The organism is Wolbachia endosymbiont of Drosophila pseudotakahashii (genome assembly GCF_026015925.1).
GTDB lineage: Bacteria > Pseudomonadota > Alphaproteobacteria > Rickettsiales > Anaplasmataceae > Wolbachia > Wolbachia pipientis.
In genome coordinates this window covers 468,112-492,017 of the sequence record NZ_CP110359.1, presented here as the reverse complement: position 1 = coordinate 492,017, position 23,906 = coordinate 468,112, and the positions used below count along the sequence as shown (strand labels likewise).

The following is a 23,906-nucleotide window of genomic DNA, read 5'->3' as shown; positions in this document are numbered from 1 at the left end:
ATTATTTGTAATACATGGGTATTGGATAAAATGTTTGAATTTAGTTCTGTGCTGCTAGCTCGAATTCAGTTTGCCTTCACAATAGGCTTTCACATTATATTTCCTGCTTTCACGATCGGGCTTGCAAGTTTTCTAGCCTTTTTGGAATGGTGTTGGCTTAAGACTGGTGATACACGTTTCCGTGATGTTTATAAATTCTGGATCAAGATTTTTGCCGTTGCTTTTGGCATGGGAGTGGTATCTGGAGTTGTAATGTCATATCAACTTGGTACCAATTGGTCGATTTTTTCTGACCGCATAGCCAATGTTCTCGGCCCTCTATTTTCCTTTGAGGTTTTAACAGCCTTTTTTCTGGAGGCATCTTTTTTGAGTATTATGCTATTTGGATGGAATAGAGTAAGTTCTCGTATGCACTTTGCTTCTACTTGTATTGTTGCAGTGGGAACGCTTATTTCAGCTTTTTGGATTATTGCGGCCAACAGTTGGATGCAAACACCCGCTGGATTCACGATTGGTGAGAATGGTCTCCTATATCCAACCAATTGGTTAGAGATTATTTTTAATCCTTCTTTCCCTTATCGCTTTATTCATATGGTAACAGCAGCCTATCTTACAACAGCTTTTGTGGTTGGTGGTGTAGGAGCATTTTATCTTTGGAGAAAACGACATGCTCCTCAAGCAAGAATTATGCTTGGTATGGCAACCATTATGGTAGCTTTAGCTGCACCATTTCAGCTGTTCATGGGAGATAGGCATGGATTAAATACACTAAAGCATCAACCTGCTAAGATTGCTGCAATCGAAGGTATATGGAAAACCGAAAAAGGGGCTGGCTTACTTTTATTTGCTTATCCGGATCAGCAAAATGAAATTAATCACTACGAGATAAAAATTCCTAATCTTGCCAGCTTGATCTTAACACATGATTTTTTAGGAGAAGTAAAAGGATTAAAGGAATGGAAAAAAGAAGATAGACCACCTGTAGTATGGGTATTCTGGTCCTTCCGTATAATGGTTGGAGTTGGAATTTTAATGATCATAATTGGGTCAGTAAGTGTTATACAGTATCTTCGTGGCAAATTATTCCAAAGTTGTTTCTTACATGGATGGTGGATATCAATGATGCCGTCTGGGTTCATAGCGTTACTTGCAGGTTGGTTTACTACTGAAATTGGCCGTCAACCTTACACTGTATATGGAATTATGCGCACAATTGAATCATTTTCATCTGCGATTACCGGTCCTCAGGTTGCATGGTCTTTGATTGCATTTATCGTTATGTATACCCTTATATTTGGAGCAGGCAGTTACTATATCCTGAAACTTATATACAAAGGAATTCCTGTCATTAAAGAAGAAGAGCAATTTTATAAACACGGTATTGGAGCTTCAGTGATTGATGCTGGTACATCTGGAAAGGGCAACAATCATGTTTGATTTTTCTTCCTTAATTAATTTACCCCTAATCTGGGGATTACTAATTGCCATAGCTGTTTTACTGTATATTTTAATGGATGGGTTTGATTTAGGTATTGGTATTTTACTTCCTTTTGCACCGTCAGATAAATGCCGTGATCACATGATAAGCTCAATTGCACCATTTTGGGATGGAAACGAAACATGGTTGGTACTAGGTGGTGGAGGGTTGTTTGCTGCTTTTCCTCTTGCATATTCAATATTAATGCCTGCTTTTTATATTCCAATCATTATTATGCTGCTTGGCCTTATAGTGCGCGGAGTATCCTTTGAGTTTCGTTTTAAGGCAGAAGGAAAATACAGGCAATTATGGGATTATGCCTTTCATTTTGGGTCACTTGGTGCTGCATTTTGCCAGGGCATGATTTTAGGCGCATTTATACATGGTGTAGAAGTAAACGGACGCAACTTTTCTGGTGGCCAATTTGATTGGGCAAGTGCTTTTAGTGTAATGACAGGCGTTGCTGTGATATTTGGATATGCACTTTTAGGTTCTACATGGCTCATAATGAAGACAGAAAATATAACACAAGAATGGGCACGCAAGGTTGCTTCTTATACGCTTGGTTTTGTAGGTATTTTCATGGGATTAGTGAGTGTAGTGACACCATTTTTAAATGAACGTATTAAAAACTTTTGGTTTAGTATGCCAAATTTTTATTATTTATTTTCTATTCCATTACTCACATCTTGGCTATTTTTCATGCTGTGGTTTGATCTTCAGAATACTAAACGGGAGTACCGTCCATTCTTTCTCAGTATTGCTATTTTTTTTATGGGGTATTTAGGTTTAGGAATTAGTATCTACCCATGGATTATACCTTTTCAATATACCATTCTGGATGCAGCTGCTTCTGGGCCAAGTTTATCTTTAATGCTCATTGTTATAATACCGCTTTTACCAATCATTTTAACTTACACTGGTTATTGCTATTATGTCTTTCGTGGAAAATCAAATTATGAACACACATATTAAGGAGTTAGTGACCTTATGGTTAAAACGTTACCCTTAAATCAAGCAGTCGTTCTGGCAATGGCGTCAACTTAAGAGCCTTCATTAGCAAATCCTCCTATGGATTTTCTGACTTCTTGTCATATAAGTAGCTTGACGCTGACATTCAGTTTTCTTTATAATTTTCTTTGTGAAAGAACAAAAATGCTTATTTGTAACGATAGCTGGCTTACCAAATGCTGGGAAGTCTACATTAATTAACAGCATCATAGGCAAGAAAATTGCAATTGTCACCCCTAAAGTGCAAACAACAAGGACGCAAATAAGGGGTGTTGCAACATGCAACAACACACAAATTGTCTTTACTGACTCCCCAGGAATTTTCTCAGCAGAAACAAAACTTGAAAAAGCTTTAGTCAAATCTGCATGGTCGGCAGTTAAGGATAGTGACATCACTTTGTTGCTTGTTGATGTAAGCAATTATTTGAAAAATATAGAAAGAATTAAGACTATATTTATGCGGCTGCAGCGCACAAAAGGCAGATGCATTTTGGTTATCAATAAAACTGATTTGGTAAAAAGGCCTGAATTAAAGATGGCGCATGAGCATCTGAATTTGCTTTATAAATTTGAAAAGGTTTTTATGATATCAGCATTAAAGAATGATGGACTTTCTGATTTGATGAATTACTTGTCTGAAGTTGCATCGGTGAGCCCATGGTTTTATGAAGAAGATCAAATAACCGATTCCTCGACAAATTTTTTATCAGCAGAAATTACGAGAGAAAAATTATTCTTGAACTTGCGTGAAGAATTGCCATACTCTACAGCTGTTATAACTGAACAATTTGAGGAAAAAAAAGATAAGAGTTTAGTCATCAAACAGATCATATTTGTGTTGAAAGATAGTCATAAAAAAATAGTGCTAGGAAAAGATGGCAGTAATATTAAAAAAATTAATATCGAAGCGCGTGCTGAACTAGAAAAATTATTTGAGTGCAAGGTACACCTCTTTTTATTTGTGAAAGTGCGACCTTGGATCGACCGTCCGGAGGAGTACATAGGCAATGCTTAATTCTTTATTGGTATTTGATATTGAAACTATACCAGATGTAAATTCCTGCAAAAATTTACTCAATATTAGTGATGATAGTAGTGTAGAAGAGAAGAGGGATGCATTAACAAAATATCATCTTGAAATAACAAACGGGCAAAACTCTTTTCTGCGTCAGCCTTTTCACCTTGTTGTAGTTATTAGTTTTTTACTTTGCAATATAAGCTACCAGAGTGGTTATGAGGTGTTCACACTGCAAGAAATAAGATCTGGAGGCACACTAAATTCCAGTGAAAAGGAGCTAGTGAAAGGATTTTTTAACTACATATCAGAGAAAAAGCCAAGATTAGTTTCGTTCAACGGACGCACTTTTGATATACCAGTGCTGAAGTATCGTGCTATGGTCCATGGCATTCAAGCAGAATATTTTCATAAAGCTGGCGATAAGTGGAATAGTTACAATCAGAGATATAGCAGTGATTGGCATTGTGATTTGCTTGAATCCCTCTCTGATTTTGGAGCTTCTGCGAGAGTAAAAATGAACGAAGTTTGTGCAGCATTTAATCTTCCTGGTAAGATTGGAGTTGATGGGTCACAAGTTATGGGCTTATACGATAGCGGCAAGATACAAGAGATTCGAGATTATTGTGAAACAGATGTAATTAACACTTATTTGATTTACTTAAGGTTCATGCATCATCAGGGAAGGATTACTACTGAAAGCTACAACAAAAGTGTGGAAGAGCTACTTTTAGAGTGCGAAAAAAAAGAATACCTAAAGAAATTTAAAGAAGAATGGCAAATAACTTGTGGTGGAAAAATTTTACTTCCATAGAATAAATAGTCGAGTTATAATGCACTAACAAGCGAACCTCTGTACTAAATTTTGGTTAATATACACGTTGAGCATATTAAGAAAGTTGCTTTAAGGTATTGCATTTTACTTTTATTTTCGTTATAAGGTTGCTTTAAGTTGAATTTTCAACATTTTTATACTATCTACATTTAAGATATGATTTCGAAATTTTTTGGGGGCACTTCATGAAAAAGTCTATGTATACTAGAACTGCTCTAGTTTCTTTATTAACTTTATGTTCTTTCAGCAGTTTTGCAGCTGACTTTCCTTATGAGAGTATGAAGGAAATAAAAAAGCAAGAGAGCACAAAAACTTCTGGAAAAACAGAAGTTATGAAAACATCAAATAAAAAACTGAAAGAAAAGATGGACAGAATATGTAATGCTGATCCAAGAAAAAAAGCTGAAGAGCTTAAGAAAAAAGAGGAGATCAGGCTAGCAAATGAGAAAAAAGCAAAGCTTATAGAGGATTCAAAAGCGAAAGCTCTAAACGCTAAGAATTCTAATATAGAAAAAGGTAAAGTTTCAAAAACTAAGCGTTCTAAAACTAAGAATGCTAAAGTTGAAGCTAAAGATGTAAAGAAGGACATAAAAGTTGTTAACAAAAATACAGAGGAAAAAGGTAAGGCAAGTCCTGTTGCTTCAGTTGGTAGAGTTGATATTATCGATACCAATCAAGGGCAAAGTAATTTAAGAATAACTTTTGGTGGTGTTGTTGATGCTCAAGGTTATGGCAAAGCTGGACCAAGTGGCGCAAATTATAAACGTTATAACGTTATGCCAAACAGATCTACAGAGTATTATAATGCCACTCCAGATATAACAAAAGGAGCAAATCCAATATTCTATGAAGGAATAGGAAATATTGGTGATTACAGCAACGATATGGGTATGATTGCTGATGCAATATTGCACCTCAGAGCAGAAAATAAGAATGAAGATTTAGGTCTTCTTTATGGTGCTGACGTGCAGTTTCATGTTCCAGTGACCGAAGGTAAGGGAGCTTCACAGGGTGTTTATGCTGCAAAAGGCAGAAGTGCGCATGTGTTTGTTAACTCAAAATATGGTGACGTGAAGCTTGGTTACCAATTTGGTCCTGAGGCTCTGATGAGGCTTGATGCAACAAGAATTGCGACTGTTGACGGAGCTGCAGATAGTGACTGGTTCAGAAAAGTGAACTTAGAAGGAAGCGCTGCTAGCTTTCCATTTTATGTAACACCACGTCTTTACACTGAAAGTTTTTCGAGTGAAAGTGAAAAATTCTCTTTCCGTATGGCAGGGAAATATAACAAAGGCGTTATGACTACACTGCCATTTAGAGTTGCTTACTACTCACCAAATTATATGGGCGCAAGATTTGGTATCAGCTACTCACCTCGTTATGATAGTGGTTTGTTTACTGTAAAAGAAACAGTTTCAGAAGATAAAGGCGGTAAGATAGAACATAAGGAAACGATAAAGCATGTCGGCCCAGACTATGAGCACATAGTAAGTGCTGGTGCATCATATGAATATGACTTTGATAAACATAACATAAAAGTTAAAACTTCTGCAGTTGGTGAATATGGCTTTCCAAAGCAACCAAGTAAAGATAAGCATCTTTATAAGGAATTTGTGGAGTATAATGACCTGATGGGTGTTAATTTTGGTGTAAGCGCTGATTATAAGATTAATGAAGATCAAGGCGTAAAGTTTGCTGCCTCTTTTGCATACTTGGGCAAATCTGGTCAACCGAAGGGTATTAAAAAATTAATTGGTGATACCTATACGGAAATTGATAGTAAAGATGCTACTGATGGCAAAAGAGTGGAAGGGCTGAAAGCTCAATTTGGTAAAGATAGTATAGATACCATGTATTGGACTGTAGGAGCTGGGTATCAACATGAGAATATCTACACAAGTTTGACGTATTTTGGCAGCAGAATGAATGACAAAGATATGCTTCATGATGGTGCACTTGGCGTTCAATATGATCTGTCTCCTGCATGCAGTAAGAACAAATTTGTTCCTTACGCAGCTCTCCATTATTTTATGACTAACGAAACAGGTAAGCTGAAAGATGAGTCTGATGCTGATGTACCTTCTAACCAAGGAATTCTCCTTCTTACTGGTGTGAAGTTTTCTTTCTAACCAGCCAGTACACACCACAGTTAACTGTGGTGTATTCTTGTCTGTTAGTGTTTATTTGTCGATCAAATAAACATATGGTGTCCTCTCTCCTGTCATCCCAGTGCGTGACACACAACTGTACGAACATTGTGATTTGAGGACACTCCACCAAGAAGGATGTCATCCCAGTGCCCAGACACTGGGATCCAGCTTTCCATGCAACTTCATCAAAAGCGTTTATTCAGCATAAGATCAGCCACTTTTTATGCTCACCAAATCAGTTTGCTTACTTACAAGCAAAATTTCCTGGATTCCAGTGTCAAGCACTGGAATGACACCCTATGGTCACCGGAATAACGCTTTATGGCTACTTAGATGATGAGAAAAGAACACACTGCCCTTATTCTACTGGCCATATAGCTACTTTCAAATTTAATCAATTAAGCAGGAGGCCCCTATGCAAACCACACTAAAAAATCATTTAGCTGGAGAATTACTTACCACTGCTACGTGCTGGAAATTAAAGCTCGCAGGTGGAGAAGTAATGGGATTCACTGACTATGATGAAGACTTAAATATTGATAATATACTCTATAAATCTTCAAGTGGATTTACAGCCAGTAGTATAATATTAAACAGCGATTTAAAGACTGATAATTTGGAAATTGAGGGAATATTAAATAGTGTTGATATCAAAGAAAAAGATGTTTTATCAGGAAAGTACGACTTTGCAAATATTGAGATATTTCTTGTGAATTATAAAGACTTGACCCAGGGAACAATGAATCTACATTCAGGAATTTTTGGTAAAGTGACATTAAGTAGTGGAAGATTTATTGCTGAAATTAGAGGGCTCTCAGCAAAGCTTGAGAGAAGCATAGCAGAATTATACTCTCCTGCATGCAGAGCACAATTTTGCGATGATAAATGTAAAGCCGATACTAAAAAATTTAGTAAAATAAGTACAATCACTAAAGTAATAGATGAAAGAAGATTTGAAGACACGAATTTAACTGAGAGTGATGAATATTATAAGCACGGAGTAGTAAAATTCTTTGGCTCAATAGCGTTTGAAGGTGTAGTAAAAGAATATAAAAATAAAGTAGTTACGTTGTTTACTTCGCCTCCATACCAAATTTTTGCTGGAGATAAATATTCAATACTCGCAGGTTGCGATAAAATATTTCCAACTTGCAGAAGCAAGTTTAACAATACTGTGAATTTTCGTGGTGAACCCTATATACCAGGTTTTTATATTGTTTAGCAGTACAATTTTCAATATTATGATATAAGCATGGAAAGGTGGCTGAGTGGTCTAAAGCACACGCTTGGAAAGCGTGCACATATGAAAATATGTCGGGGGTTCGAATCCCCCCTTTTCCGTATGTTACTTCTAGAATAGTATAAAACCCCCGGTCGCGCACACAACTGTACGAACATTGTAATATGGTACAATGCTACAACTATGCGGTGGTAATTTACGATAAATTCATGTAGCCATTTCAAATTTAGCCATACCAATGTCAGTAAATTGATTAAGCAAATAACACTTGAGTAGCAGTTCCTTCCCACGATTAATTTCAGATTTGTTCCGAAAATTAAACCCGAATGTTTGTTTCAGTCGCGAGAAAAAACTTTCTACATAAGATCTTTTTCCGTAGTTTGTTTGCCTTTTCCACCTCTTCATTCCATCTTCGCTGTATGACTTTATTAGTCTAATTGCAGCATTTCTCTCTGCCATACTTTGGATGCTCTGCTGCATTGTTTTTTTGGAGGAATTTTTGTCTTTATGCCGCATTCATCACACAATTTATAGAGTTTATGTCTGTCATATGCTCTGTCTGCATATAGTGCTTTTATGGCATGCTGAAAATTAACTCCTTTAAGTAAATCGCAAGCTCCATAGTGATCAGACCGTTACTGTATTCTGCAGCTATGGCTTTTTTGCTGTTTATATTCAACATTACATGCAATTTTCTTGTCTGTTCATAGCCACGATATTTTCTGTCAGCGCTATTTTCCTTGCTGTGTGTTGTTATAAATGCTGATACTTGTGCTATCTATGGCAATTTCGATATCTTCCATATTATTTTTATCAATTCTGCAATCATTGATCTTAATATTAAGTTTTTTTTGAAGCTTGCGAATAGCTGATAACTGCCAAATCTCTTCCTATTTGTTGCAAATATCCTTTTATAAACCCGACTGTTTGTCTTAAGCCAATTCTAAAAAGATTAACGATTATATGCACTAAAATCACAACTTTATCACTATAAATATAGTTGCCGCCCTGCATTTTTGGACTATTTCCATACCAATTTTCGATAGCTTTATCGATGTAACGAAAAATATTTCCTCTTTTTTCTAGAAATTTGTTATATTCATGGCAGTTACTAACTCTCATTTTTTGTGGCATATTTTTCCTTAAGCGGTTAAATGGCTATTTTATAATGAATTTTGTCAGTAGCCACCAGATTTTTTCAGTTGCGATGCAACAGAGCCATCCCAGTGTCAAGCACTGGGATGACAGGAAAAGAGGCTATTTGGATGACATCTTTCTTCTTGGTATAAATTACTTTTATATCTCAATGTTCGTACAGCTATGCACGTTGCCGCATAGTGGATGAGGTGTACTACCTCTAAGAGTATACATTATCTCACATAATAATATAATATTTCGTTCATAAATCAACGTTTTTAACATGCAGCAAGAACATTTCCGTTGTAATTAAGGTTCTTAAGATGTATATTAATGAATCTTGTTTTCAATAAATAATGAAAGTAATAATTGTCATGATAATGTTATTGTGTAGCAGTTACACAATGGCAAGCGAGAGAATAAGTCTAGTGGATAAAAAACTATCTCAAGGATATGTAGCTCCAGTGCTTACAGAAAATAGCGTTATTTTATCAGACAAGCACGGCGCTTTATATTCCTTTGATATTGATAACTCAAAGGCTATGAATTGGAAATTACACCTCTCACACAGAAAAAAAATTAGTAACATGAGCCTATTGCGTCACAGAGGAAACGTTTTCTTTATAGTGGATAACGTTCTACACACAATAGATGCAAAAACCGGCGAGATTCAGTGGGAAAAAGAATTGAGAGCTCCAGTAAGAGGGAAAGCAGCAGTAATAAACAATAAATTGGTAGTATTGACTATTGATAATTATCTGTACGTGTTTGATATAAAAGATGGCAGCTTCGTTTGGACTTATCAAAACGGCATCAATGAGGTTCGAGGTTTGTATTCCATATCGTCAGCAATTTCTAATGATAAAATAATAGCACCATTTTCAAATGGTGAGTTAATAGCTTTTAATGAAGACGGTAAAAAATTGTGGAGCCAAAAATTGGCTACAAACCTTTTGGATACACAGCTCACAGATGTAACTACTACACCGAGAGTGCTTGGCGATACTTTAATAGCTACAAATAATTCTTATATTTATGGTATTGACGTAAAATCAGGAAATATTTTATGGTCAAAGTCACTGCAAGTAAAAAGTGTATCAGACATTGAATCATATTACAGTCCTCTTATTCTTCCAAAGGAGCAAAAAGAAGGCGGAAGAATTTTTATAGTTACTAAAGACGATAAAATAATTGGCCTGGATATAAAAAATGGAGAAACAGTCTGGGCATCTGATTTAATAGAAAATACGCAATTGTTTGCTCCAATTATGCATGCCCATACACTGTGGGTGACAAGCAATAAAGGTTCAATGTTTGCTTTTCCGGGATCTGAAAATGCAGGAAAGGTAGTCAAAGTACCTGGCAATGTGTTTCACACTCCAGTGTTTACTCACGATAAAATATATGTAACAACTGAGGGAAAAGGTGTTTATTCTTTAGAAAATAGGTTTGTTCTTTATGATTGATTATGACCTGATTGTTATAGGTGGTGGTCCAGGTGGTTATAAGTGTGCTATCGCTGCTGCAAAACTTGGATTGAAAGTTGCCTGCATAGATAAAAATAGCATTTTTGGTGGTACGTGCCTGCGGGTTGGGTGCATACCCTCCAAAGCATTGCTCCATTCTTCCTATCAGTATGCTCACACGAAAAATGATCTGTCGAAGTTTGGCATAAAAATTAAGGACGCAAGTTTCGACTTAAAAGAAATGCTAGGCTATAAGGACGCCAGAGTTCAGGAACTTGGAAAAGGTATAGAATATCTGTTTAAGCTTCACAAAATCACTAAAATCAATGGGCTTGGGAAAATTACTTCTTTTGACCAAGGTAATCTTGAAGTTTCAGTTGAAGGTAAGGTGCTGAAGACAAAAAATATAGTAATTGCAACCGGTTCTGACGTTATTTCTTTGCCAGGAATTAATATCGATGAGAAAAGTATTATTTCATCAACTGGTGCATTATCTTTAACTGAAGTACCAAAAAAACTTGTCGTAATCGGAGCCGGGGCAATAGGGCTTGAAATGTCTTCTGTATGGAGGAGGCTAGGGTCTGAAGTCACTGTAGTAGAATTTTTTGATAGAATCGCTGCAGCAATGGATGGAGAATTAAGTAAGTCTCTACTTTCTAGTCTACAAAAACAAGGAATAAAATTTTTACTTAGCACTAAAGTTGAGGAGATAAAACAAAGTAGTAATTCTTTGAGTGTGAAAGTTTGCTCTGTAAAAGATAATCAAACAAACACTATAGAGGCGGATAAGGTATTGGTGGCAGCAGGACGCAAACCATGCACTGAGAATCTTGGTATTGATGAAAAAATAGAAAAAGATAATCGCGGTTTCGTTCAAGTTAACAACAGATATGAAACTAATGTGAAAGGAATATTTGCTATTGGTGATGTGATCGGTGGAGCAATGCTTGCTCATAAAGCAGAGGAAGAAGGAGTGGCAGTTGCAGAGATAATAGCAGGACAGTCACCTCACGTTGATTATGGAATCATACCATCTGTCATTTACACTCACCCTGCGGTTTCTTCGATTGGTAAAACCGAAGAGGAATTCAAAAATGCTGGCCGTAAGTACAAAGTTGGTAAATGTCAATTTGCTGCAAACGGCAGAGCAAAAATCACTGATGATGCTGAAGGATTCGTGAAAGTGCTGACTTGTAGCAGAGCAGATACAATACTAGGTGTGCATATCATAGGAGCATACGCTGATACGCTAATCAACGAAGCAGCGGTTGCAATGGCATATGGCGCAGCAGCAGAGGATATATACAGAATTTGTCACTCTCATCCTGATATAAATGAAGCCTTTCGAGATGCGTGCATCGATGCTTTCTTTAAAAAATAATTGTGGACCTCGGTTCAATCATTGAAAAATGGTATGAGTGGCTGAGGTGCAACAGATCTTATTCACCAAACACTTTGGAATCATACATGAGGGACTTGAAGGATCTTATAAGTTTCCTAAATACTCACATTGGTGGAGAAGTAAATGTTGGTACTCTGAAAAATTTAAGCATACCTGAGTTAAGAAGTTGGCTTACCTCTCGTTACGCAAGAGGTGTAAACGCAAGATCCAACACTCGAGCACTCTCAGTAATCAGAAATTTCTTCAAGTACATAAAAAACAACCACAATATAGACAATGAAGCTGTATTTTCCTTATCAAGGCCAATTCAGAGAAGAACTTTGCCCAAAGCACTTTCAATATCTAATATAAAAACTTTATTGAAAGAAATGAAACTATCCTACCTGGGCGAACCTTGGGTGGTAAAAAGAGAAATTGCGATTATCGTCCTGCTATATGGTACAGGCTTAAGAATCAGTGAAGCGTTGAACCTTAGGGTTAGTGATATTAACAATGAAAGTTTAATAGTAACAGGTAAAGGAGATAAACAAAGGCAGGTATTCATTCTCCCAGTAGTAAAAAAATGTATACAAGAATATGTAAAAGCCTGTCCTTACCTTGATGAAGCACAACATCTTTTTGTGGGAGTAAGAGGAAAAAAATTGGGAAGAACTTATGTGGCTAATCGTTTGCAGAAAATAAGGAGAATGTTAAATTTACCAGAAATTTTATCTCCACATGCATTTCGCCATAGTTTTGCTACTCATTTGCTTCAGGAAGATATTGACATAAGATCAATACAACAACTGCTTGGCCACTCAAGCCTGGAAACTACTCAAGTTTACACTCACCTCAATTATCAAGATGTTTTTGATATGTATAAGAATTTTCAGCAGAGTTTGGAGAAGAAATCAAAACCTTAACTTCGTTCTAAATCACCAAGCTGAGTGCTTTTAACGTTGCTAAGTGTTGTGTTTGCTTTGTATGAAAAGTAGCATCCAATTGTAAAAAAGGCAAATGCAGTTACAGCAAGTGGAATACATATTTCCAAATTAGGTATTGTTAAACATGCACCAACAGCAAACGCTCCAGACAACACAAAAGAAGCAGAAGCGTAGTTGCTTTGTTCTCTATCAGAAAAAATTGCTTGCGAGGGTTTTTCGTTTTTATTACTCAGACTTTTAGTACGGAGCAGTCTATTTTCTGATGAAAGCCTATCTCTTTCTTCCCTTACTTGTTTCAAATCTCTTTTTAATTGTGAAATTTCAACAGTGTCACTTGCTCTTCCATACACAATTCTATTAAGTCGAGTTACTTCACTATTTAGATCATTGATTTTTGTTTTTTGAGCCGATTTTTCCTGTCTTACTTGCCCTAAATCTCTTTCTAATAGTGAAATTTTGCTAGTTTTATTCGTTAGCTCTTGCTCTTTCTCTACAAGTTGAGCTTTTGTTCTTTCAAGCCCTTGTAAAAACTTCTCAAAATCTTCTGGTATATTATTCGTATTTGCAGGAAATTTTTCATTTAAATAATCTTTAATAGAGTTAACTGGATTATCAACACCCCCCAATGCAGCAGTAACAACTGCACGATTTATAAAACAATTATCTTCTACTAATTTTTTCACATCATCTAAATCTTTTCTATTAATAGTATCAGTTAATCGGCTCTGAATAGCTTGTTCAATTGTTTGCTTTAATTGTGCATACTGCTCGTAACTAAAATCTAGGTCTTTATGTTTTAAAAGTTTTGTCAATACTTCTTTTTCATCTTCTGTTATCGTTCGTAAACATAATCGAATAATTAAGCTAAGTGGTGTTTTTATTCTTCCATCTTGGGTTCTTCTCCAGCAATTAGGATGAAGCTCTTGATTCAATAGTGTTTTCGCTTGGCAAATATTTCCGCTAGAAAGAGCAGCTAATAATTCTTTTCCTTTCTGTGCTTTTTGTATTTCTATTATCAAATGCCCAGCACGATTTTGTCTAGCACATTCCTCAGGATTTTGATGGTTTTTATTGGTTAGATAAGTGTTTATGTTTGGATGACTTAGTAAGAGTTGTAAAGTTTTCTTTTGTTGAAAGCACATTGCTAGATGCAAAACTGTATTGTTATTATTTTGTTCAGAAATATTAACATCTATGCTCCGGTGCAGTAGGAGCAACCTAATCATATTCTGATATTCTTTTTCTGTTTCAGAGCCTGCAGACAAATTAGTAACTATGGACATCAAAGGTGTCATGCCTTCTTTATCAAACGCATTAACATCCGCACCCTCTGCCAGAGCTTCTTTAAAATCTTCTAGGTTTCCATCATTAATAGCCTTAAATAGCTGTTTTGTTGATTCACTTAGCTGTCTTGAAGTTGTCGGATTTCGAGCTTGCGATGCCGTGTTATCACCACCTCCATAAGCTCCATAATATGCTACACCGTTTCTATAAGGCATACTAAACCCTCTTTATTAATGATTTACTAATATAATTATGTAAAAGAAAAGGAAAATTGCAAGCAATTTATCTAAAATCCTAGAATTAACTACGACTCCAAAAACTTTTCTGCATCAAGCGCAGCCATGCATCCTGTTCCTGCTGCAACTACTGCTTGACGATATACCTTATCTTGAACATCACCTGCAGCAAATACTCCTGCTTTACTAGTTAAAGTTGTTCCAGGTTTTGTAATTATATAACCCTGCTGATCCATTTCAACAAAGCCTTTAAAAATACCTGTATTTGGTGCATGCCCAATTGCAATGAACACTCCATCGACTTTCAATTCTTGAGCTTCCGTTGATTTAACTATAATACCAGTAACTTTCTTTGGATTTTCTTCTCCAAGAATCTGCTCTACGGTATGGTTCCACATTACTTTTATTTTATCATTTTTAAAGAGTCTATCTTGCATTACTTTTTCCGCTCTTAATTTATCACGCCTGTGTATTAATATCACTTCTTTGGCAAATCGAGTTAAAAATATTGCTTCTTCAACAGCAGTGTTTCCACCGCCAACTACAACTACAACTTTATTCCTAAAAAATGCACCATCACAAGTTGCACAAGCTGAAACTCCATAACCTTGAAATTCTTTTTCACTCTCCAAACCAAGCCATTTTGCTTGCGCACCAGATGCAATTATAATTGCATCTGAATAGTAGTCATTAGTATCACCAGAAGATCTAAATCTATACTTATTAGAATCCTCAAGTTGTTCAACGCTTTTTATCTCATCATCTATTATTTTTGCTCCAACCTTTTCTGCATGCAACCTCATTTGCTCCATTAGTTCTGGACCCTGTATTGAAACAAAACCAGGATAGTTTTCAACATCTGTAGTAATTGTAAGCTGACCACCAGGCTGCATTCCCGTTACTACAATTGGCTCTAAGTTTGCACGTGCTGCATATATAGCGGCAGCATAACCCGCTGCCCCAGATCCAATAATAAGAACTTTTGTACTAAATTTATAATTCTTCACTGTATGAGTTTAGATAATCAGCTACTCCTTCATCGCTTGCCTGCATTGCTGGCTTACCTTTCTTCCACCCTGCTGGACATACTTCACCATGCTCCTCATTATGTTTAATTGCATCAACAATTCTAACGAATTCATCGATATTACGCCCTAAAGGCAAATCATTTATCGATTGATGACGTACAATAAATTTATCATCAATAACGAAAGTTGCTCTCAGCGCAATTGAGTCATCATATAAGACCCCATAGTCTCTTGATATAGACTTTTTGATATCAGACACTAAAGTGTAGCTAATCTCTCCAATACCACCATCATTAACTGGAGTGTTTCGCCATTTATAATGTGAAAATTTTGAATCTACACTTATTCCTATCACTTCAACACCACGTTTTGAAAAATCCTCTATTTTATTACTAAATGATATCAACTCAGTTGGACAGACAAAGGTAAAATCAAGTGGATAGAAAAAAAGGACAGCATACTTATTTTTTATGCGCTTACTCAGACAGAAATCATCAACAATTTCTCCGCCAGAGAGAACAGCTGAAGCAGTAAAATCGATAGCAGATTTTGTTACAAGATTCATAATTAACCTATTCTTTTAAAATAACTTCAATTTTACATCTTGATAAACTTATATGCAAGTTTTCTTTGGTTTTAGTCCTATAAAAACTTCCTAAAATAGCTCTTCTTTTTTACCGATAAGATACAATCCAGGTTGGAATACTGAGTTGGTGAGTATAAAATTCTACGTCATGCCACCGCGAACCGTCATACCGCCACGGTATCTCAGCCGCTCACAAGTAGCGGGATGACGATTGCCGTTTAGCTATAAATGTTAAAAAATTTACCAAACGAAAAAAAAGGCAAAAGAAGCCCCGTGGTTGGCTAATTACTTACATTATACTTTCAAGTATGGCGTTTTTTTATTCTAAACACTTAATAACCGCGATTCAGCTACTTTTAAACCGCAACTAATCTAAATTATAAACGTTAAGAAATTTACTAAACAGAAAAAAAGGCAAAAGAAACCCTAGGGTAGCTAGTTATTCACTATCCATTTTTTAAGTTGGCGTTTTTTTATGTTTTAAACGCTTTATAAGCGCGTTTCAGCTTATGTAGGTAGAAATTTTATAAGACATAAGGTGCACATAGTGCAAAAAATTAAACATGATACGCCAGATACGTGAGTTTTTTTGTCATTTAATCTGTACAGAAAAGATAAATAAATAGCTTCAGTTTTATGATAAGAGGGCTGGCGGAGTTTGTCAAGCAAGTTTTTTTGTTTCTGCGGACTACTTGAATAACAGCTACAATGTTTGTACAGCTATGTACATAGCTGGAACCAAAAAAAGAACCAAGTAGCCTTGGCTACTTGGATGACAAAAGGTAATACAAGAAATCTATTGGCTCTCGTATATCTTAGTGAAACTTAACAAGTTTATCTATAGTTTTAGTGATGATTCTTGGAGTATCCGGAGAAACTGCTGAGCTCAGCCTATTTAACCGCTCTATAGCGAACTCGCTATTCTCATTTGCTATGAAATCACATAAAATATTTTCTATATCCTTAGTAACACTTTCATGCTTTCTCAGAGGATGATTATGTGGATACCTACTGATGGTTTTGATACTGGAATACTCAACAAAAGCTTGATCCTTAAAAGCAAGTTGTCTCAATTTCTCTTTGAATTTTCCTTCTTCCTCTTTTGCTAAAAGGCGAGACTTTATCAGTGACTTTATAATCAAATTTATAGCTTGATGTATTTCAGAATGCACTATAACTTTAATGGTATTTTCTTCTACTATACAATCATAAATATTTTTTTCGCTCTGTAACGACTCTATTAATTTCTTGCTACTTTGTGAATTCAATTCCAAATTCTCCTCACTCATAGGAGTTATTATGAAGGTGTTCTTACTCACTCTGATGTTAAATTGTGGAGAGCCTTCAGAAAAGGAAAATGCTACATCCTTAAATTCAAGTGCATGATTGTATGCAGCAAAAAGGGTGTGTGCTATAACACTGCTGGGCACCTTCATTCCATGTTTACTCAGGTGGTTCAATACATTTTCAACCTCATGATATGTAAAGTCTGTATCTTTTAGCAATTCAACAACTTCTATGCCGTTGTGTTGTTTATACTCTATTCTCACTTCTTCTGTAAAAAGTGTTTTAGCTGCTATATGTTTATCAAGCACTGTGAAAATCTTGATGAAATTCTCTAAATCTTGTTTGTTAACTAATTCGATACTAATTAAGTTTCTGCTAATAATTGAAATATTTTTTGTCATTTTTTCCCACTAAAAAAACTCACTGAATGAATTGTATTTTTAATTCATTAAGAATTGTTTAAAGTGAGCATACTAGTTTTCATTTACGTATTACACGACAAAACAAGATAAAAAGTTACATAAAATCATCATGTGGTATAACACACTCTCCACAGTCATCATTGCTGTTTGTGTAGGTTGTGACATCAGTGTGATTGTCATTATTATTTAGCATATCATCCAACTTTCCTTCTTTTTCAAGATCCATCAATTTGTCACACCCCCCAATGTGCTTATCGTTGATAAAAATCTGTGGAACTGTTCTAACGTTATACTTTGATTTTATGTCGTTAAATAGATCTGAGTTTTTGAGCACATCAATTTCTTCATACTTCACACCTTTTTTATCTAGTAAATCCTTTGCCCTTATGCAGTATGGACAGCCCTTCTTTACATATATCACAACATTTTTCACAATTTATCTCCGTAGCTTACTAAAATATAGTTATTATATATAAGAAACATGTAAAAACATCAAATTGTATGAAAATTATTTATAATTGTGAGCAAGGGATAGAAAATAATATAGCACTAACCTTCGGAAATTTCGATGGCATTCATTTAGGACACGAGTTTGCAATTTCTACTCTCAAGAAGGTAGCACAAGAAAGAGGATTACCCTCTGCAGTTTTAACTTTTGAGCCTCACCCATCAACTGTTTTATTTGGTAGAAACAATTTTAGGTTAATAGACCAAGAACAAAAAAAGGAACTAATCAGCAGCTATGGTATAGATTACTTATATATTATTAATTTTAATAGAGGTTTTTCTGAGGTTAGCTGCGATGACTTTATCAGTGAAATTTTAATAGATAAATATGGCGCTAAACACATAATTGTCGGAGAAAATTGCACTTTTGGTCATAAACGATTGGGTAATATATTAACTCTAGAGAAATATTCTGAAATATATGGATACTCTTTGACTAAATTAGAGCCATTAACAATTGACGGCAAAATTTGCTCTTCTTCTTCAATAAGGAAGTATGTACAAAGGGGCGAAATAGAAATTGCTAATAAATTGCTCGGCAGGCCTTATCAAGTTTCTGGTGTTGTGACAAAAGGTGCATGTAGAGGTAGAGAAATAGGATTTCCAACCATAAATATTCCTATAGAAGATTGCATGATAAAACCTAAGTTTGGCACATATTACGCTAGAGTGACTTTTCCTGATAGTAATCCAAATTGGTTATATGGAGTAGTCAATATTGGTATGAGACCTACTTTTAAGGATCTGAAAAAGCCTATAATAGAAATGCACATATTCGATTTTGATGAAGACGTATATAGTCATAAAGTCAATATACAACTTTTAAAATTCATAAGGTCAGAAAAAAAATTCCATAGTATTGAGGAGTTAACAAAACAGATAAATTATGATATACTTAAAGTTTATAGGTTAAAGGCAAATTTATGAAAAAGTTATGCTTAGTTGTTATATTAATTATAGTATTGATTGACCAAACGAGCAAATTGTACATAAACTCATTGATTGATGAAGGAGAATCAATTGAGATCGCTAGTTTTATAAAACTAGTTGAAGTTTGGAATTCAGGTATTAGTTTTGGAATGTGTAGCGCTTTACCACATGGCGGTTTCTTTTTTTCAGCATTTTCAATACTAATAATTGGTATACTTGCATATTTGATATACAAGTCTGACGATCAGTCAACTTACCTTGGTTTTTCTCTGATGATTGGTGGAGCAATCGGAAACGTAGTTGATAGGATCTATTGGGGAGCTGTATATGATTTCATATATTTTCATATTGATGATTGGTATTGGCCAGCCTTTAATTTAGCAGATTTATCTATAGTTTGTGGAATGTTTACATTGTTATATAAGTGGTATATATACGATATGCTTATTTCTAAACAAAATGAGGAATAAAATAATTGTTTTTATATTAGGTCGAAATAATGCTTCATAAGTTTTTTAGTTTTCTTATACTACCTGTACTTTTTTTTACTTACCCAATTTCTTCGAATGCTTTAAACATAGAGCACAACATAAAATATACTAAACTCAGTAACGGACTAGATGTTTATGTTGTTTCTAATCATCGGATTCCAGCCGTTTTACATGCAGTAATATACAAAGTTGGGGGAATGGATAATCCAATCGGCAAAGCAGGATTGGCTCACTACTTTGAACATTTAATGTTTGAAACTACAGGAAAGTTCACAGATATAGAAGCCACTATGAGTAGCATTGGGGCTCAATTTAACGCGTTTACCACTAAAGAATATACCTGTTATTATGAGTTGGTCCCCAAAAAAGATTTACCACTTGCAATGGAAGTTGAAGCAGATAGAATGGGCAGCTTTAATGTTACTCAAGACAAAATAGATAGAGAAAAAAACATTGTGTTGGAAGAAAGAAAAATGAGATTTGATAATCATCCTAACAACTTGTTATGGGAAGAAATGAATAGTGCATTTTACCGTACTGGCTATGGTAGGTCTGTTATCGGCTGGGAGAGCGATATCAAAACTTACAATTTGGATGACATAACGAGGTTTCATGATAACTATTATCACTCCGGCAATGCAATATTACTGATTGTGGGTGATGTGGAACTTGATGAAGTAGTGAAATTAGCAGAAGAAAAATATGGCGAAATTAAAGCTAAGCCTGTAATGAGAAATTACCCAAATCAGGATCCAGTGCATAATGCAGGTCTATCGGTGACCTTAGAGAGCACTGAAGTAAAAGAACCAGTTTTATATTTTCGTTATCGTGTACCCTTATTTGAGCATATAAATGAAGCTTCCGCTGCTCATTTAGCGGTTGAAATTTTAGGTAGCGGCAAATCCAGCAAACTGTATAATGATCTGGTTTTAGATGAAGATGTGGCAGTATCAGTGTTTGCTTATTATAATAGCCTAGCTTTTAGTGATGGCTACATTGATATTCAGGTCATTCCAAAAAGCGGAGTTAATTTAGATATTGTTGAAAGAGAGTTAGATAATGCTATTAATAACTTCATGTCTAAAGGAATAACGGATGAGGAGTTGCAAAGCTCGAAATATAGATACAAAGCAGCACAGTTTGATAATCTATCTGACTTAACTCATATAGCGATGTTCTATGTGCCACACCTTGCACTTGGTATTCCACTTGATGAAATAGATATTTCATATAGCAAAATAGATGATGTTAATTTAGAGGATGTAAATAACAAAATTCGTACTATCTTTTCTTCCAATAAGTTAATTGGTCGTTTATTACCAAAAGGAGATAATAATGAGAATAAGTAAATTTGTACTTCTGTTTTTTTTCTGCCTAAGCTTTAATTTACAAGCAAGTGGTAGCTTAAATATAGAGGAGGTCACTACCCGTAAAGGATTTAAGTTTTTATTTGTCGAAAACTGTGCTTTACCAAAAGTTTCACTGAATATATCATTTAAAGATGCAGGTTATGTGTATGAGAGCGCAGAAAAACAGGGGCTTGCTTGGTTTACTTCTCTTGTAATCCAAGAAGGGGCAGGAAAAAATGATGCCAAAGATTTTGCGAAAAAGCTTGAAGATAAAGGGATTAGTTTAAATTTTATTGCTGATTTAGAAGCATTTAGGGTTTCGTTAAATACTTTGTCTGACAATCTAGAGGAAACAATTTCATTACTGAGCGATACTATAATGCGTCCTAAAGTTGACCCTGAAGGGTTGAATAGAGTTTTCGAGAAAGCCAAAGTTGATTTTAATAATCTTGAAAAAAATCCTTATTTTGTTGCTGGAAAAGAATTAGATACGTTATTGTTTAAAAAACATCCTTACTCAAAAAGTGTGTATGGTACTCTTGATACTATAATGAGCATTACTAGAGACGATGTTTTAACATACATAAAGCGTAATTTTGCTAAAGATAACATAGTTATCAGTGTTGCTGGTTGTGCAAAAAAAGAAGAAATTATTACGCTATTAGATAAATATTTATCTAAATTGCCGTCAAAAAGATCAAAAGTTAGAAAAATACCTGTGAAAAATGATTTTGGTTCTGCAGAAAGTAAGAACATTTTTATGGATATACCACAAAGTGTGATACTTTTTGCTCAAAAAGGTATAGCTTATGAAGATCCAGACTACTATAATGCTCAAGTTTTGGTTAATGCGCTTGGTGGTATGGGGCTGAATTCAGTGCTGATGAAAGAGCTAAGGCAAAATCTTGGAATTACTTATGGTATTAGTGCCTCTATGGCTAGTTATACGCATGCAAATATTATAGCCGGAGGTTTAAGTACTGATAGCTCTACTGCCAGTCAATCCATATCTGCAATAAGAGATACATTGAGCAGGATAAAAAAGGAAGGAATTGATGAACAATTATTTAAAGATACAAAAATTAGTATGGTAAATAATTTTATCTTTTCCCTATCTAATAACGTAAACACAGCAGTGTTCTTGGCTAGTATGCAGGTACGTAATCGCGATATTAATCGTCTAAATAATTTTGTAAGTCTCATTAATGACGTAAAGCTAGAAAAAGTAAACGAGCTGGCAAGTTCTTTACTGGAACCCGAAAATTTATTTTTCGTTGAAGTTGGAAAAAACGCTCAGGGTCAATAATTAATACTTTCTGCTATTGATCTTACTGCTTCTACATAGCACTTATGCTCCTCAGCTAGAATGCGTTCTGAGAGGCTTTGAATATCATCAGCTGGTAACACTGGTACAACAACTTGAGCAATTATGGCTCCAGCATCAACTTCAGGAGTGACATAATGTACAGTACAACCTGTAATTTTTACACCTGCTTTTAGAGCTTGCTCTTGAGCGTTTAGGCCTTTAAAAGACGGAAGTAAAGAGGGATGAATATTTATCACCTTGTTATGCCATTTACTCAGAAAATCAGCTTTGAGAATTCTCATAAACCCTGCAAGGCAAATTAAATCAACCTTATGTTGAACAAGTATTTCGTGAATTTTACCAGCATCAAGCGGTTTATCTTTAACAATAAACGCTGAGATTCCTGCTTGCTCTGCTATTTTCAGACCAGCAGCTTCGCTATTATTTGTGATAACACATGCAACTTCTGCGGAAAAATTCTGATCTTGACATGCTTCTATTAAGGCCTGCATATTCGACCCCCTACCTGAAATTAGTATTCCGAGTTTTATCTTTTTCATTATAGCACAGTTAGTTTAGAATTTAGTTAATACTAACAAAACAGCTCAAAAGGAAAACTTATTTTATAGCAAAGAAGGCAGACTAAACTCTTTATATAAGTGGACCTCTAATTTTGAACCTCACTGGACAACACAAAATAACGAATAGCCCCATGTACCCAGCTAAAACTAGCTTTAATGCTTAGATATTGTGCTATTTTTGTATAATATACTACTATAAGTATATATTTTTGTAATCGCGTTATTATTTATTTAACAAAGTATTAGTATAATTTATTACACTGGATTAAATGGAGAAAGTTCAATGAGTAAATTACCGAACAATGCAAAAATAGGTAAATCTCAGGTTACTCAGTGGGAGGTAATAAAAAATTGTGAATATGCTGATAATTGCTTGTCAAAAATAGTAACTTTGTACGTTATTAGAATAACTCAGCTATCAGATTTTTATACGAGTGACGAACCTGAAATTAACACTGTTTTAGCAAGAATAAGCGTGACAAGTGAAAATGTATTTTTAAACAAGGCTACTACTATTGAAGTTATGGAAGGTATTTTTCCGTATAAATTCAACAGCAAGAAGAGAAATAACGTATTAAGGTTAGAAGATTTGTATAATTATTTATGTTCTATTGTTAACAATAGCCTTCCAAAAGAAATGCTTGAAAGTCTTGTAAGGGAATATAAGGATGCTGTTAACTTATTTAAAGCAATTACTTAACTGAACGTAGTATTTTTAAGATTTTATTTTCTATTTCAGAAATGCCGCTTTCAAGATCTTTATCTATCAAATACATGGTAGAGAAATATGTTTTCTGCTTACTTTCAACATTGATAGTTAAAGTTCCGGGAGTGATTGTGACTGAATTGGAAAATAACGCAATGCTTTCATCATTATGCCCTTTGCATTTTCTTAGGATAATGATTGGCTCAAGCTTAGATTTGAGTTGTAGCACCTTTTTTGTTACATAAACACTTGATAAAATGATTTGGTACATTAACCATGGTATATAACTTACTAACTTATAAAACGACAGTCTACTCGTACTATTTAAAATCTGGCTAAGAGCTCTTTCAGCGTTTATCAACCTTCTAAAGATAAACGATGTGAATATAGAGGAAAACACTCCACAAAAAATAAAAAACGGCTCAAAATAACCAGACAATACAGTCCATAGAACAAATAAAATTATAAATGACAGAGAAAAAAACTTGATTTCCTTCCTAAAGTTGAGGTTTTTCATAGTCTGTAATATAACTTAAA

General features: G+C 34.9%; 22 protein-coding genes, 1 tRNA gene and 1 pseudogene. 16 read left to right on the top strand and 8 right to left on the bottom strand.

The window, feature by feature from the left end:
• Nucleotides 1-30 precede the first annotated feature (30 nt).
• From ONI09_RS02525 to ONI09_RS02495, 7 genes are all read left to right on the top strand, one after another.
• On the top strand, nt 31-1,437 hold the full coding sequence (locus tag ONI09_RS02525; protein ID WP_265014321.1) for a cytochrome ubiquinol oxidase subunit I: 1,407 nt from the start codon (nt 31-33) through the stop codon (nt 1,435-1,437).
• Nucleotides 1,430-2,452: a cytochrome d ubiquinol oxidase subunit II gene (gene cydB / locus ONI09_RS02520; RefSeq protein WP_213863016.1), complete on the top strand. Its 1,023-nt coding sequence runs from the start codon at nt 1,430-1,432 to the stop codon at nt 2,450-2,452. Before ONI09_RS02525 ends, cydB begins: the two co-directional genes overlap by 8 nt.
• A gap of 166 nt (nt 2,453-2,618) precedes the next feature.
• Nucleotides 2,619-3,503, top strand: a complete 885-nt coding sequence (era, locus tag ONI09_RS02515; RefSeq protein WP_010082484.1) for a GTPase Era — start codon at nt 2,619-2,621, stop codon at nt 3,501-3,503.
• A complete protein-coding gene (locus ONI09_RS02510; RefSeq protein ID WP_012673253.1) occupies nt 3,496-4,317 on the top strand; it encodes a 3'-5' exonuclease in 822 nt (273 codons plus the stop codon). Before era ends, ONI09_RS02510 begins: the two co-directional genes overlap by 8 nt.
• 206 nt (nt 4,318-4,523) lie before the next feature.
• Nucleotides 4,524-6,467 (top strand): WD0745 family porin, encoded by a 1,944-nt coding sequence (locus ONI09_RS02505; protein WP_265014320.1) that lies wholly within the window; start codon nt 4,524-4,526, stop codon nt 6,465-6,467.
• Nucleotides 6,468-6,903: 436 nt separating this feature from the next.
• Complete coding sequence (locus tag ONI09_RS02500) at nt 6,904-7,710, top strand: DUF2163 domain-containing protein (RefSeq protein WP_265014319.1); 807 nt, start codon at nt 6,904-6,906, stop codon at nt 7,708-7,710.
• Nucleotides 7,711-7,742: 32 nt separating this feature from the next.
• Nucleotides 7,743-7,829, top strand: a tRNA-Ser gene (locus ONI09_RS02495).
• 106 nt (nt 7,830-7,935) lie between these two features.
• Here ONI09_RS02495 and ONI09_RS07080 read toward each other — a convergent pair.
• Nucleotides 7,936-8,862: pseudogene (locus ONI09_RS07080) on the bottom strand (IS5 family transposase).
• 34 nt (nt 8,863-8,896) lie between these two features.
• On the opposite strand from ONI09_RS07080, the gene ONI09_RS02480 reads away from it, so the two are divergent.
• From ONI09_RS02480 to ONI09_RS02465, 4 genes are all read left to right on the top strand, one after another.
• The gene (locus ONI09_RS02480) at nt 8,897-9,073 is read left to right on the top strand and encodes a hypothetical protein (protein WP_265014317.1); all 177 of its coding nucleotides are present in this window, start codon (nt 8,897-8,899) and stop codon (nt 9,071-9,073) included.
• A 148-nt stretch (nt 9,074-9,221) separates the two neighbouring features.
• The gene (locus tag ONI09_RS02475; RefSeq protein WP_265014316.1) at nt 9,222-10,331 is read left to right on the top strand and encodes an outer membrane protein assembly factor BamB family protein; all 1,110 of its coding nucleotides are present in this window, start codon (nt 9,222-9,224) and stop codon (nt 10,329-10,331) included.
• Nucleotides 10,324-11,712, top strand: a complete 1,389-nt coding sequence (lpdA, locus tag ONI09_RS02470; RefSeq protein ID WP_265014315.1) for a dihydrolipoyl dehydrogenase — start codon at nt 10,324-10,326, stop codon at nt 11,710-11,712. The genes ONI09_RS02475 and lpdA overlap by 8 nt, the downstream gene beginning before the upstream one ends.
• 2 nt (nt 11,713-11,714) lie before the next feature.
• Nucleotides 11,715-12,635, top strand: coding sequence for a tyrosine recombinase XerC (locus ONI09_RS02465; protein WP_265014314.1), 921 nt, complete (start codon nt 11,715-11,717; stop codon nt 12,633-12,635).
• Here the strand turns inward: ONI09_RS02465 and ONI09_RS02460 are convergent.
• The 5 genes from ONI09_RS02460 to grxC form a co-directional block, all read right to left on the bottom strand.
• Entirely contained in the window at nt 12,632-14,155 is a 1,524-nt protein-coding gene (locus ONI09_RS02460) for a TomO hydrophobic C-terminal domain-containing protein (RefSeq protein WP_265014313.1), read from the bottom strand. The two genes, ONI09_RS02465 and ONI09_RS02460, sit on opposite strands and share 4 nt — an antisense overlap.
• 89 nt (nt 14,156-14,244) lie before the next feature.
• A complete protein-coding gene (gene trxB / locus ONI09_RS02455) occupies nt 14,245-15,183 on the bottom strand; it encodes a thioredoxin-disulfide reductase (protein WP_265014312.1) in 939 nt (312 codons plus the stop codon).
• On the bottom strand, nt 15,170-15,769 hold the full coding sequence (locus tag ONI09_RS02450; protein WP_264707354.1) for a peroxiredoxin: 600 nt from the start codon (nt 15,767-15,769) through the stop codon (nt 15,170-15,172). Before ONI09_RS02450 ends, trxB begins: the two co-directional genes overlap by 14 nt.
• 836 nt (nt 15,770-16,605) lie before the next feature.
• Nucleotides 16,606-17,478, bottom strand: a complete 873-nt coding sequence (locus ONI09_RS02445; RefSeq protein ID WP_007550039.1) for a hypothetical protein — start codon at nt 17,476-17,478, stop codon at nt 16,606-16,608.
• Nucleotides 17,479-17,593: 115 nt separating this feature from the next.
• A complete protein-coding gene (grxC, locus tag ONI09_RS02440) occupies nt 17,594-17,932 on the bottom strand; it encodes a glutaredoxin 3 (RefSeq protein ID WP_265014311.1) in 339 nt (112 codons plus the stop codon).
• Nucleotides 17,933-18,000: 68 nt separating this feature from the next.
• Here grxC and ribF point away from each other — a divergent pair, with 68 nt between their 5' ends.
• The 4 genes from ribF to ONI09_RS02420 are packed head-to-tail and all read left to right on the top strand — an operon-like array spanning nt 18,001 to nt 22,082.
• Entirely contained in the window at nt 18,001-18,933 is a 933-nt protein-coding gene (ribF, locus tag ONI09_RS02435) for a riboflavin biosynthesis protein RibF (protein ID WP_265014310.1), read from the top strand.
• Nucleotides 18,930-19,406 (top strand): signal peptidase II, encoded by a 477-nt coding sequence (lspA, locus tag ONI09_RS02430; protein ID WP_006279329.1) that lies wholly within the window; start codon nt 18,930-18,932, stop codon nt 19,404-19,406. Before ribF ends, lspA begins: the two co-directional genes overlap by 4 nt.
• Before the next feature lie 29 nt (nt 19,407-19,435).
• Nucleotides 19,436-20,776, top strand: coding sequence for a M16 family metallopeptidase (locus ONI09_RS02425; protein WP_265014309.1), 1,341 nt, complete (start codon nt 19,436-19,438; stop codon nt 20,774-20,776).
• Entirely contained in the window at nt 20,763-22,082 is a 1,320-nt protein-coding gene (locus ONI09_RS02420) for a M16 family metallopeptidase (protein WP_265014308.1), read from the top strand. Before ONI09_RS02425 ends, ONI09_RS02420 begins: the two co-directional genes overlap by 14 nt.
• Here the strand turns inward: ONI09_RS02420 and purN are convergent.
• Entirely contained in the window at nt 22,076-22,642 is a 567-nt protein-coding gene (gene purN / locus ONI09_RS02415; RefSeq protein WP_012673208.1) for a phosphoribosylglycinamide formyltransferase, read from the bottom strand. The genes ONI09_RS02420 and purN overlap by 7 nt on opposite strands.
• Before the next feature lie 304 nt (nt 22,643-22,946).
• Here purN and ONI09_RS02410 point away from each other — a divergent pair, with 304 nt between their 5' ends.
• Nucleotides 22,947-23,363, top strand: coding sequence for a hypothetical protein (locus tag ONI09_RS02410; RefSeq protein ID WP_010082489.1), 417 nt, complete (start codon nt 22,947-22,949; stop codon nt 23,361-23,363).
• Here ONI09_RS02410 and ONI09_RS02405 read toward each other — a convergent pair.
• Nucleotides 23,356-23,886 (bottom strand): Na+/H+ antiporter subunit E, encoded by a 531-nt coding sequence (locus ONI09_RS02405; RefSeq protein WP_265014307.1) that lies wholly within the window; start codon nt 23,884-23,886, stop codon nt 23,356-23,358. The genes ONI09_RS02410 and ONI09_RS02405 overlap by 8 nt on opposite strands.
• Nucleotides 23,887-23,906: the final 20 nt, after the last annotated feature.

Coding starts and splice junctions, on each gene's coding strand:
- ONI09_RS02525 (WP_265014321.1), top strand. CDS start 31: ATGTTTGAATTTAGTTCTGTGCTGCTAGCTCGAATTCAGTTTGCCTTC.
- cydB (WP_213863016.1), top strand. CDS start 1,430: ATGTTTGATTTTTCTTCCTTAATTAATTTACCCCTAATCTGGGGATTA.
- ONI09_RS02510 (WP_012673253.1), top strand. CDS start 3,496: ATGCTTAATTCTTTATTGGTATTTGATATTGAAACTATACCAGATGTA.
- ONI09_RS02505 (WP_265014320.1), top strand. CDS start 4,524: ATGAAAAAGTCTATGTATACTAGAACTGCTCTAGTTTCTTTATTAACT.
- ONI09_RS02500 (WP_265014319.1), top strand. CDS start 6,904: ATGCAAACCACACTAAAAAATCATTTAGCTGGAGAATTACTTACCACT.
- ONI09_RS02480 (WP_265014317.1), top strand. CDS start 8,897: ATGAATTTTGTCAGTAGCCACCAGATTTTTTCAGTTGCGATGCAACAG.
- ONI09_RS02475 (WP_265014316.1), top strand. CDS start 9,222: ATGAAAGTAATAATTGTCATGATAATGTTATTGTGTAGCAGTTACACA.
- lpdA (WP_265014315.1), top strand. CDS start 10,324: ATGATTGATTATGACCTGATTGTTATAGGTGGTGGTCCAGGTGGTTAT.
- ONI09_RS02460 (WP_265014313.1), bottom strand. CDS start 14,155: ATGCCTTATAGAAACGGTGTAGCATATTATGGAGCTTATGGAGGTGGT.
- ONI09_RS02450 (WP_264707354.1), bottom strand. CDS start 15,769: ATGAATCTTGTAACAAAATCTGCTATCGATTTTACTGCTTCAGCTGTT.
- ONI09_RS02445 (WP_007550039.1), bottom strand. CDS start 17,478: ATGACAAAAAATATTTCAATTATTAGCAGAAACTTAATTAGTATCGAA.
- ribF (WP_265014310.1), top strand. CDS start 18,001: ATGAAAATTATTTATAATTGTGAGCAAGGGATAGAAAATAATATAGCA.
- lspA (WP_006279329.1), top strand. CDS start 18,930: ATGAAAAAGTTATGCTTAGTTGTTATATTAATTATAGTATTGATTGAC.
- ONI09_RS02425 (WP_265014309.1), top strand. CDS start 19,436: ATGCTTCATAAGTTTTTTAGTTTTCTTATACTACCTGTACTTTTTTTT.
- ONI09_RS02420 (WP_265014308.1), top strand. CDS start 20,763: ATGAGAATAAGTAAATTTGTACTTCTGTTTTTTTTCTGCCTAAGCTTT.
- purN (WP_012673208.1), bottom strand. CDS start 22,642: ATGAAAAAGATAAAACTCGGAATACTAATTTCAGGTAGGGGGTCGAAT.
- ONI09_RS02410 (WP_010082489.1), top strand. CDS start 22,947: ATGAGTAAATTACCGAACAATGCAAAAATAGGTAAATCTCAGGTTACT.
- ONI09_RS02405 (WP_265014307.1), bottom strand. CDS start 23,886: ATGAAAAACCTCAACTTTAGGAAGGAAATCAAGTTTTTTTCTCTGTCA.